The sequence below is a fragment of the Streptomyces sp. NPDC057702 genome (genome assembly GCF_042799315.1).
Taxonomy (GTDB): domain Bacteria; phylum Actinomycetota; class Actinomycetes; order Streptomycetales; family Streptomycetaceae; genus Streptomyces.
In genome coordinates this window covers 103,510-119,046 of record NZ_JBHVJC010000001.1, presented here as the reverse complement: position 1 = coordinate 119,046, position 15,537 = coordinate 103,510, and the positions used below count along the sequence as shown (strand labels likewise).

Sequence of the window (15,537 nt, the reverse complement as noted above, 5' to 3'; positions counted from 1 at the left end):
CGGTCACGGCCGCCTCACGTCCACGGGGTCCACCGCCGCCTCACATCCGAAAGACGCCGAAGCCGCCGCGTACGCCCTCGACCGGCGCGCCGTGCACGACCGACAGGCACAGACCGAGGACGGTGCGGGTGTCGCGCGGGTCGATCACGCCGTCGTCGTAGAGCCGGCCCGACAGGAACATCGGCAGCGACTCGGACTCGATCTGCCGCTCCACCATGGCGCGCAGCGCGGCGTCCCCCTCCTCGTCGTACGGCTGACCCTTCGCGGCGGCCGAGGCGCGGGCGACGATGGACAGCACGCCGGCGAGTTGCTGCGGACCCATCACGGCGGACTTGGCGCTGGGCCAGGCGAACAGGAAGCGCGGGTCGTACGCCCGCCCGCACATGCCGTAGTGCCCGGCCCCGTACGAGGCTCCGACCAGCACGGACAGATGGGGGACGGTCGAGTTGGACACCGCGTTGATCATCATGGCGCCGTGTTTGATGATCCCGCCCTGCTCGTACTGGCTGCCGACCATGTAGCCGGTGGTGTTGTGCAGGAAGATCAGCGGGGTGTCGCGCTGGTTGGCGAGTTGGATGAACTGGGCGGCCTTCTGCGACTCGGCGGAGAAGAGCACGCCGCGCGCGTTGGCCAGGACACCCACCGGATAGCCGTGCAGGGTGGCCCAGCCGGTGACCAGGCTCGGCCCGTACAGCGGCTTGAACTCGTCGAAGTCCGAGCCGTCCACGAGTCGGGCGATCACCTCGCGCGGGTCGAAGGGTTCCTTCAGGTCGCCGGGCACGATGCCCAGCAACTCCTCCTCGGCGTACTTCGGCGGGTTGGCGGGCGGCGGATCGGCGTGGGCCTTGACCCAGTTGAGCCGGGCCACGACGCGGCGGGCCTGGCGCAGCGCGTCCCGCTCGTCCACGGCGAAGTAGTCGGCGAGTCCGGAAACGCGGGCGTGCATGTCGGCGCCGCCGAGCGACTCGTCGTCGCTCTCCTCGCCGGTGGCCATCCTGACCAGCGGCGGACCGCCGAGGAAGACCTTCGCCCGCTCCCGGACCATGATCGTGTGGTCGGACATGCCGGGGACGTACGCGCCACCGGCCGTCGAGTTGCCGAACACCACGGCCACGGTGGGGATGCCGGCCGCCGACAGCCGCGTGAGGTCCCGGAACAGGGCGCCCCCGGGGATGAAGATCTCCTTCTGGCTGGGCAGGTCGGCGCCGCCGGACTCGACCAGCGAGAGACACGGCAGCCGGTTGGCGCGGGCGATCTCGTTGGCCCGCAGCGCCTTCTTCAACGTCCACGGGTTGCTGGCGCCGCCGCGTACCGTCGGGTCGTTGGCCGTGATCAGGCACTCCACGCCCGCGACCACGCCGATACCGGTGACCAGCGCGGCGCCCACGGCGTAGTCGCTGCCCCAGGCGGCGAGCGGGGAGAGTTCGAGGAAGGGCGTGTCCGGGTCGACGAGCAGCTCGATCCGCTCGCGGGCCAGCAACTTGCCGCGCGCACGGTGCCGGGCGACGTACTTCTCTCCGCCGCCGCCGATCGCCTTGGCGTGTTCGGCTGCCACCTCGGCGAGTTTGTCGAGCATCGCCGCCCGGTTGGCGGCGTACTCGGCGCTGGTCACATCGAGCGCCGACGCGAAGACGGTCACAACAACACCTCCGGTATCTCCAGTCGCCGGGCGCGCAGCCACTCGCCGACGGCCTTGGCCTGCGGGTCGAACCGCGCCTGCGCCGCGACGCCCTCGCCGAGCAACCCGTCGACCAGGAAGTTCAGCGCGCGCAGCGCGGGCAGCGCATGCCGGGTGACGGGCAGCCCGGCCACCTCGGGCAGCAACTCGCGCAGCCGCTCCACGGTCAGCTCGTGGGCCAGCCAGCGCCAGCCGGCGTCCGTACGCGCCCAGACGCCGATGTTGGCGCTGCCGCCCTTGTCGCCGCTGCGGGCCCCGACGACCAGGCCGAGCGGCGCGCGGCGGGTTGGCAGGTCGGGTGGCAACGGCGCGGGGAGCGGCGGCGCGTCCAGCGGTGCCAGCCCACGGGTGTGCGCCGGCGGGTCGACGGTCAGGCGCGCGCCGTCGGGCAGCACCGCCGTGTGCGGCACGCTGGCGGCGGGCACGTAGGCCGCCTCGAACACGCCGTACGGGGCGCCCTCGCCGGGCGGGGCCGTGACGTGGAAGCCGGGCACGCTGGCCAGGGCGAGTTCGACGGCGGCGGCTCCGAGCGCGCGCCCCACCGGTTCCAGCTCCGGATCGCGCGCCACCAGCCGCAGCAGCGCGCTGGCCTCCTCCTGCACGGCCGCGTCCGGGTGGTCGGTCCGAGCCAGCGACCACCGCACCTCGGCCGGCCGCCGCCCGGTGAGCGCGTCCTCGACCTGCTCGCGTACGAGGGCGGCCTTGGCCTCGACGTCCAGCCCGGTCAGCACGAAGGTGACCGCGTTACGCCAACCCCCCAGCCGGGTCAGCCCGACCTTGAGATCGGGCGGCGGCGCCTCCCCGCGCACCCCGCTGACCCGCACCCGGTCGGGCCCCTCCTGAGCCAGGCGCACCGTGTCGAGCCGCGCGGTCACATCGGGCCCCGCGTAGCGCGCCCCCTGCGTCTCGTAGAGGAGTTGGGCCGTGACGGTCTCGACGGTGACGGCCCCGCCGGTCCCGGGATGCTTGGTGATCACGCACGAGCCGTCGTGGTGGATCTCGGCGACCGGGAACCCGGGGCGGTAGGGGCGGTCGGGCCGTTTGGGGTGGTCGGGGTGGTCGGGCCGGCTGGGGCGTACGCCGGCGCCCTCCCCGGCGGGGTGGCGGGCCGTACCGGGGGCGGGTGCCCCCGCCGCCGGCGGGTCGGCGGGTCGCGGGGTGTCCTCGGGCGGGGGTGGCGGGTCGGCGGGTCGGGTGGCGGTCCCCAGGCCGGGCCGCGGGGAGAAGGGTTCGGCGGTGTCGGGGACGGGGCCGGGGGAGGCGGGTCCAGCGGTCTCCGGGGCGGGGCCCCGGGGGAAGGGTTCGGCGGTGTCGGGGGCGGGGCCGCGGGCCAGGTGTTCGGTGAAGAAGGCGTAGTTGCCGCCGGTGGCCTGCGCGCCGCACTCCAGGACGTGGCCGGCGACCACGGCCCCGGCCAGCGCGTCCCAGTCGTCGGGCGCCCACCCGAAGTGCGCGGCGGCGGGCCCGCTGACCAGGGCGGCGTCGGTGACGCGACCGGTGACTACGACATCGGCGCCAGCGCGCAGACAGGCGGCGATACCCGCACCGCCGAGATAGGCGTTGGCGGTCAGCGCATTCGCGCCCCACCCCTCGCGGTGCGCCCGCGCCAGCACGTCGTCACCCTCCACGTGCGCCACGCGGACCGCGACCCCGGCCCGGGCGGCGAGGTCGCGTACCGCCTCGGCCAGCGCGGCCGGCGCGAGCCCACCCGCGTTGGCGACGATCCGTACGCCGCGCTCCACCGCGAGACCAAGCCCTTCCTCCAACTGCCGCAGAAAGGTCCTGGCGTACCCACGGCCCGGGTCCTTCATTCGGTCCCGACCGAGGATGAGCATGGTCAACTCGGCGAGATAGTCCCCGGTCACCACGTCCAGCGGCCCCCCGGTGAGCATCTCCCGCAACGCGTCGAACCGGTCACCGTAGAACCCGGAGGCGTTACCGATCCGCAGCGGCCGAACGACGCCACCCGAGCCCGGCCCCCCAACCGAGCCAACCCCCCGACCCCACCCCGAGGCGACCCCCGACCGGGACCGCCCCGACACCGACGGGGCGACCGGGCCTGGCGACGTGGCCGAGTCCGGCGTGGTGGCCGGGCTTGGCGTGTGGGGCGAGCCCGACGTGGTGGCCGGGCCCGGCGTGGTGGCCGGGCTTGGCGTGGTGGCTGAGTCTGGCGTGGTGGCTGAGTCCGGCGTGGTGGCCGACCTCGGCCCGCCGGCCGGGCTTGGCATGAGGGCCGAGTCCGGCGTGGTGGCCGAGCCCAATGCGGCGGCTGAACCCGACGCGATCGCCGAGCTGGGCACGGTGGCCTGGCTTGGCGTGGTGGCCTGGCTTGGCGTGTGGGCCGAGTCCGGCGTGGTGGCTGAGTCCGGCGTGGTGGCTGAGTCCGGCCCGCCGGCCGGGCTTGGCGTGTGGGTCGAGTCCGGCGTGGCGGCCGAGCCCAATGCGGCGGCTGAACACGACGCGATCGCCGAGCTGGGCACGGTGGCCTGGCTTGGCGTGGTGGCCGAGCTCGGCCCGAACGCCGAACCCGACGTGGCGGCCTGGCTCGGCCTGGTGGCCGACCCCGGCCCGCCGCCCGAGCCCGACGCGGTTGCGGAGCCCGACGCGATCGCCGAGCCCGACGTGGCGGTGGGGTCTGGCCCGGAGGCCAGGTCCGACCCGGTAGCCAAGCCAGACCCGGTGGCCAACCCCGGCACGACGAGCGGGTCGGGCGTACGGGGCGGGGCGGGCTCACCCGAAGGGTCCGACGCGCCAGGCGGACCCGGCTCGGCTACCGGGACGCGCTCCCCCGGTGAATCCGCCCCACCAGGAGAGTTGAGCTCACCAGTAGGGCCGGGCCCACCAGAAGAGTTGAGCGCCTCCCCGGGAGCGCCGGGCGCCTCGGAAGGGTTGGGCCCACCGAACGGGCCGGCCACCACACCGGGCCCACCAGCCACACCGGATACACCGGACACGGCGGCGCGCCCCGCGCCGGGTGGGCCGGCGAACGCCTGGGCGATGTCGAGCCAGCGGTGGGCCTCGGCGCCGTGGGCGGACAGGGCCAGGTCGTCGCGGTGTGCCCGCCGCGTGACCAGCAGGCAGAAGTCCAACGCGGGCCCGCTCACGCGCTCCGTGGCGTCGGCTGGCCCGTACGTCCACAGCGAGCCGTCCGGGGCGATCAGCTCGACCCTGAACTGCATTGCCGGTGGGGTGAGTTGACGTATGGCGTACGCGTAGTCCCGGGCCCGGACGCCGATGTGGGCGACGTGCCGCAGCCGTGCGGTGGGTTGGCGGCGTACGCCGAGCGCGTCGGCCACGTCCTGGCCGTGCGCCCAGGTCTCCATGAGCCGGGCGGTGGCCATCGAGGCCGCCCCCATCGGCGGGCCGTACCACGGCAGCTTGGCACCCTCGGGCAGCGCGGCGAGCAGGTCGGCCAGCGCTGTCCGGCCGGAGCGCCAGCGCGCCAACAGGACGTCCGGTGGCTCGATCGCGCCGGCCGCCGCGCCCTCGTCGACGAAGCGGTCCGGCGTGGCGCGGGCCTTCTCGGCCTCCCGCGCGAACAGTTCCGGCGCGTTGGCGGCCTCGCTCGCCCGCGCGTCGGTCCAGGCCAGATGGGCGATCTGGTGCGCGATGGTCCAGCCGGCGGCGGGCGTCGGCAGGGCCCACTGGGCCGGGTCGAGCCCGGCGACCAGCGCGTCCAGGGCCTCCCCCTCGACCCGCAGGTCGGTGAGCAGGGCGGCGGTCTCGGCCACAGTGCGCTCTCCCCTCTTCGTTCCCGTAAAACCCATCGATGCCACCAACCCCACCAACTCGCCGCCCCCGAGCGCCGAACGAGTCGTTCGTCCCCACCAGCGCGATCCCCCGACCCGGCCCGGCCCGCCGGGGCGCCCCCGACGCACCCGACCCGACCAGCGCCGACCCGCTCCGCAGCCCCCGCCACCGGCCACCACTCCCACCGCGCGCCCCACCCCCGCACACCCCACAACCCCGCCCCACACCCCCCACCCACCGGATGACCGGGAACCGGCCGGCCGAGAGCGGAACGGCCCGTTCGGCCACCGCCCCCGGCCCGCCCCGGCGCGCGGCGGGTCGAAGAGTGGTCGTATCGGCTCGGATCGGGCGGAGGCCGGCCGGGACTGCGGCGGAGGCCGGTCGCCGGAACGGGACGACGGCGGGACGGCGGGTTGACCAGGCGGCGGAGCGGGCGGGGTGACGAGGTGCGCGGAACGGCGGGTTGGCGGGAATCGCGGCGGCGTCGGCCCCGGAGATTCGGGGGCGCGGGGTCGGTGGACGGGCTCGCGGCGGCGGGCCCGCGAGTGGCGTGCGGGGGGCGTCCAGCGGCGTGCGGTGAGCGGTATCCGGAATGGTGCGGCGCGCGTCGGCGCCGGGCCCCGGCGCCGGCATCGAGAGTGACACCACACCAGGAAACAAGCAAGCGTGATTGCATTGTTCGTTCACCTCGCGCGGCCCCACGCCGCTCGCCCGGCTCAGCCGGCGCTGGCCCCTATCGCAGCCCCTATCGGCCCACAGTCGCGGCCAGGCGAAAGGATTCGGGCGAACTCCGTGGCTGAATAAGGGCAGGTGGGCGACGTCACGGCGACTTTCCGACACCACCCCACTCGGCACTCCGATGACAACTTGCCGCCATTTGCGCGTAGTTGCCCCACCAGAATCCTCATACGCCCAGGTCATAAGGCGCGTAAGGAGTCGGATACCAGCCGGGTGGCACAGCGCGGAAACGAGACGTTCACTTCGGCGCGCGCGCGTGTGCGAGCGTCGGGCTATACGCTGTTCGTCCTGGGCATGAGCCGGGGACGCCCCTTACGCGGCGGGCGTTTTCTACAGGTCTCCTGACTCTCGGACAAGGGCGGTGCGGCGATGCGGAACTGGGCAGCGCGAAGCCTGCTGGCGGCCGTCATCGGCGCCATGCTGGCCGTGTTGCTGAGTGCCCCCACCGCCCAGGCGTCCGCGACCGGACCGGCCAGCTCGACCAGCGCCGGGCAGCTCGCGGAGACCGTCAAGCTCTGTGAGGACAGCCCGCGCCAGCAGCGGCAGGGCGAGGAGTTGCCCGCCCGGTCGTCCGCACCGGGCCGGTACGGCGCGACGCAGACGCCTCCGCCGACCTTCCGGCAGTGCAGTTCGACGCCCGTGAACCTCGCCGCGCGTCCGTGCGGCGCACCGGGCCCGGGCGGCCCGGACTGCGCGTCCCGTGGGCAACACCCGGAACGCAGAGCGTCGTTGCCCGTCATGCTCCAGGTCTTTCGCTGCTGAGATGACGGCGTAAGAGCCCCGGACCGGTGCGCATCCGGCCCGGACCCAGTTCGCGATCCGCGCCGGGCCCACTGTCGTGCCCCGTGGCCTCGCGAGGCGGCCGTGTATCCGGCCGCGCGTGGTGTCCGGCCCGAGCGGCGGTCCGCTCCCCCCAGCTCCCTTCCGAGCTCCCGTAACCCCCCACGTGCGCTACCCGCGCCGCGGGCGTGCCACCGCATGCCCCCGGCGACTCCCGCGCGCCCCATCCGGGCGCGGAGGCGACCGGTGAGGATGGCCGTACCGCGGCCCCCACATCGGTGCTCTCTCCCGGGTCGCACGCCGGCCGCCCCTGGGGCGACCGCTCTCCCGCTCGGGACGGTTTCGCTGGGCCCCCTTTCACTCCCCTGAGTTCCGTTCGCTTCGAACGCGCCAGTTCGTACCGATGCGCACCCTCATTCAGCGCAGGAGGCAACTGACATGAAATCCCTCATCGACCACGCCCGCACCTTCCACGATCAGCTCCACCGGCGCGCCGACCTGGCCGCGCTGGCCGCCGGGCAGTCGCCGGAGGCGCTGTTCATCACGTGCTCCGACTCCCGGGTCATCCCGTCGCTGATCACCGGCGCCCGCCCGGGCGGGCTCTTCGAACTCCGCACGGCGGGCAACATCGTTCCCGAGTACCGCGCCGAACGCCCCAGCGGCGAGACGGCCACCATCGAGTACGCGGTGGAGGTGCTGGGCGTCGCGGACATCGTGGTCTGCGGCCACTCGCACTGCGGGGCCGTCGGCGCGCTCGTGCGCGGCGAGGACCTGGCCGCCGTGCCGGCCGTCTCCAACTGGCTCACCCAGGCCACGCATTCGCCGACCGGCCCACACGGACCGCTGGAGCCCGGCGACCACGGCCCGGAGGTCGCCCTCCCGGTCCAGGCGCACGTACTGGCCCAGTTGGAGCGGTTGCGCGGCTACCCGTGCGTCGCCCGGCGGCTCGCGGCCGGCACGATCGGCCTGCACGGCTGGTTCTACGAGGTGCACACGGGCGCGGTGCTCGCGCACGAGGCGTCCTCCGACGCGTTCCGCCCGCTGTGAGCGCCGGCCAGCGGCCGACCCCCGGCCGCTTCCCCCGCCCCCTCTCCCCCCTTCCGACCTCCCGCAGCTCCCGGCCCCGGGCCGGCGAGCCGCGGCGAACCGCATCGCGAGGACACCATGCGCCCCACCGCCCTCACCCTGCGGCGTGACGTCGCCGCCTCACTCGTCGTCTTCCTCGTCGCCCTGCCGCTGTGTGTCGGCGTGGCCGTCGCCTCCGGCGTCCCGGCCGAGGTGGGGCTGATCACCGGCATCGTCGGCGGGCTGCTCACCGGCATGCTGCCCGGCAGCAGCCTCCAGGTCAGCGGCCCGGCCGCAGGCCTGACCGTACTCGTCTACGAGGCGGTCGAAACGTACGGACTCGGCGCCCTCGGCGTCATCGTGCTGGCCAGCGGGCTGGCGCAACTCGCCCTGGGCGCGCTCGGGTTCGGGCGTTGGTTCCGGGCCATCTCGCTCTCGGTGGTCGAGGGCATGCTCGCCGGCATCGGGCTGGTCATCATCGCCGGCCAGCTGTACGCCATGGGCGACATGCCCGCGCCCAAGACCGGGCTGGACAAGATAACCGGGCTGCCCGGCCTGGTCGGTGACATAGCCGGGAGCACGGACGCGCTGGTCGCGTTCGCGGTCGGCGCCGGGGTCGTCGCGGTGCTGGCCCTGTGGCCACGGCTGCCCGCCAAGGCGCGGGTGGTGCCCGGCGCGCTGGTCGCCGTCGTCCTGGCCACGGGTGTCACCGCGCTGGCCGACCTGTCGATCGCCAAGGTCAAGGTGCAGGGTCTGCTGGACTCGGTGAACGTGCCGGGCGGCGGCGACTTCGCCGACCTGGCGCAGGTCGGGCTGATCGGCACGATCGTGGCCTTCACCCTGATCGCGTCGGCCGAGAGCCTGTTCAGCGCCGCCGCCGTGGACCGGCTGCACGACGGTCCGCGTACCGACTACGACAAGGAGCTGATGGCGCAGGGCGCGGGCAACACGCTCTGTGGCGTCCTGGGCGCGCTGCCGATGACGGCGGTCATCGTCCGCAGCTCGGCCAACGTGCACGCCGGGGCCGCCACCAAGGCGTCCCGGGTGCTGCACGGCGTGTGGCTGTTGCTGTTCGCCGCGCTGCTGCCGGCCGTCATCGGGCTGATCCCGCTGGCCGCGCTCGCGGGCGTCCTGGTGCACGCGGGCTGGAAGCTGCTGCCGCTGGGGCACCTGGTGCCGATGTGGCGCAAGCACCGGGGCGAGGCGATCATCCTGGGCGTGACGGCCGTCTCCATCGTGGCGGTCAACATGTTCGAGGGTGTACTGATCGGCCTGGCCCTGTCGGTGATCAAGACGGCGTGGGAGACCTCGCACATCCACACCGAGGTCAGGGAGACACCCAGCGGCGCCATCCGCGTCTCCCTCACCGGCAACGCCACGTTCCTGCGGCTGCCGAAGATGCTCGACGCGCTGGAGTCACTGCCGGCCGACCGGCCCATCGAACTGGACCTGGCGGGCCTGCGCCACCTCGACCACGCGTGCGGCACGGCCCTGACGGGTTGGGCCGAGCGGCACAACGACGAGGGCACCGTCCCGGTCCGCATCGCGGCCGAGGCGCGGCTGGCCGGCACGACCGGCGCCGAGGTCACCGCGTCCGTCGGGACCACCGAACCGGCCGACGGGGCCGAAGGGGGCGAAGGGGCCAAGACGGCCGGCGAGGGCGCGGCCGACGGGCCGGCCAAGCCCTCCGACCAGGAGCGGGAGCGGGTGACCGCCTGACCCTCCCCCGACCGGCCCCGCCCCCGCTTCCCCCCGGGGGCGGGGCCACACCACGGGCCGGGTCCGGCACGGGATGCCGGGCCCGGTTCGTGCGCGTGCGCTGGGTGTGCGTGTGAGTGGCGGGTGCGGTTCGTACACGGGCGCCGGGTGGCGGGTGTGGATGACGGGGGCACCCGCCGAGCACGGCATCGCGCCCGGCGACTCGGCGAGCGGGAGCGCTTCGGTGGCGACCGCGTCGGGCTCAGCCAGAGGCGGGGGCGGTGGCGCTCCAGCTCAGGCGGTAGCGCCGGAAGCTGGTGGACGTCAGGCCGGGGAAGGCCAACTGGTTGTCCCACTGGTCGCCTTCGACACCCGCCCGCCCAGCCCGTTCGGGATCGGGCTGGTTGGCGTCGCTGCCAGGGCCGCCGACCTCGGAGTCGGCGTCGGTACGCGCTTCGGCGTCGGGGGCCGTGCGTGCGCCGGGCTCGGCGTCGGTACGCGCTTCGGCGTCGATACGCCGCGCGTCGGGGTCCGTGGGCTCGGCCGGCTGGTCGTCGTGGGTCGCGTGGAGGGCGGCCAGCGCCTCGACGTGGGCCTGGACGCTGACCCACTCCGCGTAGTTGAGCACCCGGGTGCCGTCCACGCTCACGTGGAAGTGGGCCGCCAGCAGGCCGTCGAAGTCGTCCACCTCCGGCTCGTCCCCGTCGAACCAGCCGTCCACCCAGCGGCGTAGCCGCGCCTCGTCCGGCCCGTCGAACTCGATGTCCACCGCGATCACGGCGCCCGGCGCCGACGTCTCGCGCGCGCCCGGGGTGCGGGCGGTGCGGTAGAGCCGGTACGGGGTCACCCCCACCCGCTCGATCCCCGGCACGGCGGCGTCGATCGCGGCCAGGTGCGTGGCCTGCGACCGAGTGGCCGCGTACCGCTCGTACGCCGCCTCACTCGTCCACTGCGCGTAGTGCGCCAGCGTCTCGCCGTCGGTCGCGGTGTACACGCTGTAACCCAGCAGGTCGGGCGTGGGCCAGGGCAGCCGCTCCCAGGCGGCGGCGATCGCGTCCACGGCCGCCCGCTGCCGCTCGGGCGTGCCCACCCGCCAGGTGCTGAACGTCGCCAACCCCGCGTCGGCCCGCGCGGCGTCGGGAAACGCGGGCGCGGGGCGAGCCCCGGCCGAACCCACCGCGCCGACCGGAAGGGTTGACCCGGTGGGGGCGGCCGAGCCGGCCGTCGGAAGAGTTGGTTCGGTGGAGGCGTTCGGATCGACCGTCGGAAGAGTTGGCTGGGCGGAAGCGCCCGGGGCGGTCGGAGGGGTTGGCCCCGTGGCGGCGGGCGGGTCGACCGGAGCAGCGGGCTCGGCGGAGGCGTTCGGGTCGGTCGGGGTGGGCGGCTGGTCGGCTGCGGTCATCACCGGTCTCCTCGTCGTCCGGGTGGTACGCGCCGTCGCCGGCGCGAGGCCGCGCCGCTCCCCGGGCCCGGGTGTCGCGCGGCCTCGCCCTTGCCGTCCCCTGCCGTGAGCGAGGCACGCGCGCGCTGACCAGCGGACCGGGGTGCGGCGCGGATGGCCTCCATCCTGGGAGTTGAACCAAGGTTGAGGTCAAGTCCTCCTCGGGGAACCGCCCCGTGTTCGGCCCACCGGCCACACGCACCCGATGTCGGTCGAACACCGGGCCCGGCCCCCGCCGAGGAGTCTGCCGGACAACCCTGCGAACCCCCGCGACTCTTCCCGCCGCCCGTACCGAGGTCTGGCACGTGCGCTCTCCCTCTTGCGAACATCGCGCTCCGGCTCGCGTTCGGGCTGGCCGGCGGGGTGGTCGGGCCGCGCCTGGAGTCGACGGGCGGTGCGGTAGCGCGCGGTGAGCCCCACCCTTGTCGCGGGGTGGCTGTACGCGTTCGTCGCCTTCGCCGCCGGAGGGGCGGCACGGTCCAGGAAGGGGGGCGGCCCTCACGGCCTGGGGCGCCCTCGTGGTGACCGTCGTCGCCTCCCATGCGACGAAGGCGACGCAAGGCGGCTTCAGAGCACCACACTTCCACGACCCGGCCCCCACGGCCGGTCTCCTCGACCGGCGCGAGTTCCTGTCCGTGATCGCGGCGTGGTGCGTCTTCGCCACCCTTCCGGGTCCGCTCCACGGGCTCGCCGGGCATCTCTCCCACGCTGGCTCCGGCCCCGGCCGGCCACTCCGTCGCCTGCCCTCCCCACTGGTGATTCCGGGCGTGGTCGCCGTCGAGACCACCCCACGGCTGAGTCGGGAGGGCCGGTCTTCGGGACGGGACGGTCGGGGGCCCGACCTGGACCGTCACCCACCTCCTGGCGGCGGAAGCCCTCGTCCTCGTGACCGGCTCGGCGGTCGCGACGCGGCGCTCCCGCGCCGGGGGCGACCCGTCGGCGCCCTGGCAACGGGGGGCCCACCCACCTGGCGCACCGGCCCCAGCCCCGGCACCAGCACCAGCACCAGCACCAAACTCGGACGACGTCTCGCCGTCAGTGGTCACCGCGCCAGTGGTCACCGCTGGCGGTAGGTCATCCGCCCGACCCGTCGACGGGCGACCCGCCCGCCATCGGCCCAGACGGCCCAGTCGGCTCGATCGGCCCAGTCGGCTCACCGGATGGCCGCCGCCGCGACAGCGCGTCCGCCAGCACTTCCGCCAGGTGCCGGGCGGGGTGGTCGGCGAGTTGGTGGAGTTGGGTGCGGCAGGAGTAGCCGTCGGCCAGGACCTCCGCATCGGCCGGGCGGTCGCGTACGGCGGGGAGCAGGGACTCCTCGGCGCAGGCGACGGAGACGTCGTAGTGGCCGGCCTCGAAGCCGAAGTTGCCGGCCAGACCGCAGCAGCCGCCGCTGAGTTCGCCGGTCAGGCCGGCCCGCTCACGGAGCGCGCGCTCGGCCGTGTCACCGAGGACCGCGTGCTGGTGGCAGTGGGTCTGGCCGACGACGGGTCGGTCCACGCGGGGCGGGACCCAGTCCGGCGCGAACTCTTCGAGGACCTGCGCGAAGGTGCGTACGGACGCGGCGAGTCGCGCCGCGTCGGGCGTGTCCGGGCCGAGGAGTTCGGGAAGGTCGCCGCGCAGCGCGGCGGCGCAGCTGGGTTCGAGGACGACCAGCGGCAGCCCCGCGTCCAGCGCCGGGGCCAGCGCGGCCACCGTACGCCGCATGACCGCCTTCGCCCGGTCGAGTTGACCGGTGGAGACCCAGGTCAGGCCGCAGCACAGTGGCCGGCCCGGCCCGGTGGGCGGCACCACGACCCGCAGCCCCGCGTCCTCAAGCACCGCGACGGCGGCCCGCCCCACGCTCGGTGAGAGGTAGCTGGTGAACGTGTCGGGCCACACCACGACGGTCGCCCGCGCCTCCACCTCTTCCCGCCGTCCCTTCCCCTCCGGCCGTCCCCTCCCTTCCCGCCGTTCCTTCTCGTCCTCCGGCGGGCTCCCCTTCCCCACCAGGGCAGGCCGCGCCCCCTCCCGCAGCCGGGACGCGCCCGGTGACCCACCGCGCCCCGGTGACCCGTCCCGCCCCGGGTCCGCCGCCCGGTGGGCCCGGGCCCGCGCGCGCCACCAGCGGGGGAAGGACTCGCTCGCCGGTACCGGCAGGTCGCGCTCCGGGGCGATCCCGCCAACTCGCTTGGCCAGTGCGGCGAGTGGGCCCAGCCGGGTCGCCGCGCCCGCGAGCGGCGCCAGCCGCAGGGCGGCGGTGGCCCGCAGCCACACCGGCAGCCAGCCCATGGCGTAGTGCGCGGCCGGGCGCACCCGGCCCGCGTAGTGGTGGTGCAGGAACTCCGCCTTGTAGGTGGCCATGTCCACGCCGACCGGGCAGTCGCTGCGGCAGCCCTTGCAGGACAGGCACAGGTCGAGCGCGTCGCGTACCTCGGTGGAGCGCCAGCCGTCCGTGACGATCTCACCGGCCAGCATCTCGTGCAGCAGCCGGGCCCGGCCCCGCGTCGAGTGCCGCTCCTGACCGGTGACGCGGAAGGAGGGGCACATGACACCGGAGCCGGCGGCGGTGGTCGTACGGCACTTGGCGACGCCCACGCAGCGGCGTACGGCGGCGGAGAAGTCGCCGCCGTCCTCCGGGTAGCCGAACGCCACGTCCACCGGCTCGCGTGGCAGCACCGCGAACCGCAGGTTCTCGTCGATGCGGTGCGGCCGGGCCAGCATGCCCGGGTTCATCCCGCCGTCCGGGTCCCACAGGTCCTTGAACCGCTCGAAGAGTCGGACGAGTTCGTCGCCGTACATCTTCGGCAGCAGTTCGGCGCGCGCCTGCCCGTCGCCGTGTTCGCCCGACAGCGAGCCGCCGTGCGCCACGACCAGTTCGGCCAGGTCGTACGAGAAGTCGCGGTAGCGGGCGATGCCGGGAGCGGTGAGCAGGTCGAAGTCGACGCGTACGTGGATGCAGCCGTCGCCGAAGTGCCCGTACGGGGTGCCGCGCAGCCCGTGCTGGCCGAGCAGGGCGCGGAAGTCGCGCAGGTAGGCGCCCAGCCGCGCGGGGGGCACCGCGCAGTCCTCCCACCCCGGCCACGCCTCGCCGCCGACCGGGCCCCCCGCCTCGGCCGGGGCCGCGCCCGCGTCGCCGGGCATGCGGGTGGCGGTGCCGGCGGCGTCCTCGCGGACACGCCACAGGGCGCGTTGGTGGGCCGGGTCGGTGATGACGGTGCTGCCCGTGGCCTCGGCCGACGCGGCGCGCAGCAGCGCGGCGGCGTGCGCGCGCGCCCGCGCGGGGCTCTCGCCGCCCAGCTCCACGAAGAGCCAGGCCGCGCCCCGGGGCAGGGACGCGGCGGCCCGTGGCCCGACCAGGTCGGCGGCCATGCCCTCGACGGTGAGCGGGCCGTACGGCAGCAAGGTGCTGGCCGCGTCGGCGGCGGCGTTCTCGTCGGCGTACCCGAGGATCGCCAGCACCCGCGCGGCCGGCGCCCGCACCAGGCGCACCGTCGCCTGGCTGGCCACGCCGAGGGTGCCCTCGCTGCCGGTGAAGGCCCGCGCCAGGTCCCCGCCGCGCTCGGGGAGCAGCTCGTCCAGCGCGTACCCCGAGATGCGGCGGGGCAGCTCGGGGAACCCGGTCCGCAACAGCGCCAGGTCCCCGTCGACCAGGCCCCGCAGCCCCTCCCGCAACGGCCCCGGCAACTCGGCCAGCCCGCCCCGGGCCAGCCGCACCCGCTCGCCGCCGTACCGCAGCACCTCCAGTTCGCGCACATTGTCGGCGGTGGTGCCCCACGCCACCGAGTGCGACCCGCAGGAGTTGTTGCCGATCATGCCGCCGATGGTGCAGCGGTCGTGCGTGGAGGGGTCGGGGCCGAACGTCAGGCCGTGTGGCGCGGCGGCCGAGCGCAGGTCGTCGCAGATGACGCCGGGCTGGACGACGGCGGTACGGGCCTCGGGGTCGAGGGCGACGATCCGGTTCAGGTGCCGGGCCAGGTCGAGGACGACGCCGACGCCGGTGGCCTGCCCGGCGATCGAGGTGCCACCGCCGCGCGGTACGACCGGTACGCCGTGCTCGCGGCAGACGGCCAGCGCGGCGGCGATGTCGTCCGCGTCGCGCGGGGCGACGACGGCGAGCGGGACGCGGCGGTAGTTGGAGGCGTCCATCGTGTGCAGCGCGCGGGCGGTCGTGTCGTCCGCCACCTCCCCCCGCACGGCCGCCCGCAGCGCGGCGACCACCTCCCGCCCCTCCCCCGCACCACGCACCACCCCGCCCCCACGCGGCACCCCGCTCCCACCGGTTCCCCGCCCGCCACCCGCTCGGTGGCCCGCACCCGTTCGCCGCCCGTCGCCCGCTCGGTGCCCGTCGCCCGCACCCGGTTCGTTCCGCTCTCGCGCCATACCCCCAGGGTGCCCGCCCGGCCCCACG

At 75.3% G+C, this 15,537-nt stretch carries 7 protein-coding genes and 1 pseudogene; 3 read left to right on the top strand and 5 right to left on the bottom strand.

Annotated features, from left to right (window positions below; all coding sequences use genetic code 11):
* Window positions 1-40: 40 nt before the first annotated feature.
* From ACFVFR_RS00475 to ACFVFR_RS00465, 3 genes and pseudogenes are all read right to left on the bottom strand, one after another.
* Window positions 41-1,639 carry an acyl-CoA carboxylase subunit beta gene (locus tag ACFVFR_RS00475; protein WP_383696390.1) on the bottom strand — a complete coding sequence of 533 codons (1,599 nt, stop codon included), beginning with the start codon at window positions 1,637-1,639 and terminating at the stop codon, window positions 41-43.
* Window positions 1,636-3,627 (bottom strand): acyclic terpene utilization AtuA family protein, encoded by a 1,992-nt coding sequence (locus ACFVFR_RS00470; RefSeq protein WP_383696787.1) that lies wholly within the window; start codon window positions 3,625-3,627, stop codon window positions 1,636-1,638. Before ACFVFR_RS00470 ends, ACFVFR_RS00475 begins: the two co-directional genes overlap by 4 nt.
* Before the next feature lie 1,023 nt (window positions 3,628-4,650).
* Window positions 4,651-5,445: pseudogene (locus ACFVFR_RS00465) on the bottom strand (TIGR03084 family metal-binding protein); the annotation flags it as partial.
* Window positions 5,446-6,535: 1,090 nt separating this feature from the next.
* Here ACFVFR_RS00465 and ACFVFR_RS00460 point away from each other — a divergent pair.
* From ACFVFR_RS00460 to ACFVFR_RS00450, 3 genes are all read left to right on the top strand, one after another.
* Window positions 6,536-6,928, top strand: a complete 393-nt coding sequence (locus tag ACFVFR_RS00460) for a hypothetical protein (RefSeq protein WP_383696388.1) — start codon at window positions 6,536-6,538, stop codon at window positions 6,926-6,928.
* 456 nt (window positions 6,929-7,384) lie between these two features.
* Entirely contained in the window at window positions 7,385-7,993 is a 609-nt protein-coding gene (locus tag ACFVFR_RS00455) for a carbonic anhydrase (RefSeq protein ID WP_383696386.1), read from the top strand.
* Between the two features lie 117 nt (window positions 7,994-8,110).
* Window positions 8,111-9,730 (top strand): SulP family inorganic anion transporter, encoded by a 1,620-nt coding sequence (locus tag ACFVFR_RS00450; RefSeq protein WP_383696384.1) that lies wholly within the window; start codon window positions 8,111-8,113, stop codon window positions 9,728-9,730.
* A 241-nt stretch (window positions 9,731-9,971) separates the two neighbouring features.
* Here ACFVFR_RS00450 and ACFVFR_RS00445 read toward each other — a convergent pair whose 3' ends face one another.
* Both ACFVFR_RS00445 and ACFVFR_RS00440 read right to left on the bottom strand, forming a co-directional pair.
* Window positions 9,972-11,111, bottom strand: a complete 1,140-nt coding sequence (locus ACFVFR_RS00445; RefSeq protein WP_383696381.1) for a hypothetical protein — start codon at window positions 11,109-11,111, stop codon at window positions 9,972-9,974.
* Window positions 11,112-12,224: 1,113 nt separating this feature from the next.
* A complete protein-coding gene (locus tag ACFVFR_RS00440; protein ID WP_383696379.1) occupies window positions 12,225-15,509 on the bottom strand; it encodes an FAD-binding and (Fe-S)-binding domain-containing protein in 3,285 nt (1,094 codons plus the stop codon).
* Between the last annotated feature and the right edge of the window lie 28 nt (window positions 15,510-15,537).

Excerpts from the sequence above, each read along its gene's own strand:
- ACFVFR_RS00460 (WP_383696388.1), top strand. The coding sequence starts at position 6,536 with ATGCGGAACTGGGCAGCGCGAAGCCTGCTGGCGGCCGTCATCGGCGCC.
- ACFVFR_RS00455 (WP_383696386.1), top strand. The coding sequence starts at position 7,385 with ATGAAATCCCTCATCGACCACGCCCGCACCTTCCACGATCAGCTCCAC.
- ACFVFR_RS00450 (WP_383696384.1), top strand. The coding sequence starts at position 8,111 with ATGCGCCCCACCGCCCTCACCCTGCGGCGTGACGTCGCCGCCTCACTC.
- ACFVFR_RS00445 (WP_383696381.1), bottom strand. The coding sequence starts at position 11,111 with ATGACCGCAGCCGACCAGCCGCCCACCCCGACCGACCCGAACGCCTCC.
- ACFVFR_RS00440 (WP_383696379.1), bottom strand. The coding sequence starts at position 15,509 with ATGGCGCGAGAGCGGAACGAACCGGGTGCGGGCGACGGGCACCGAGCG.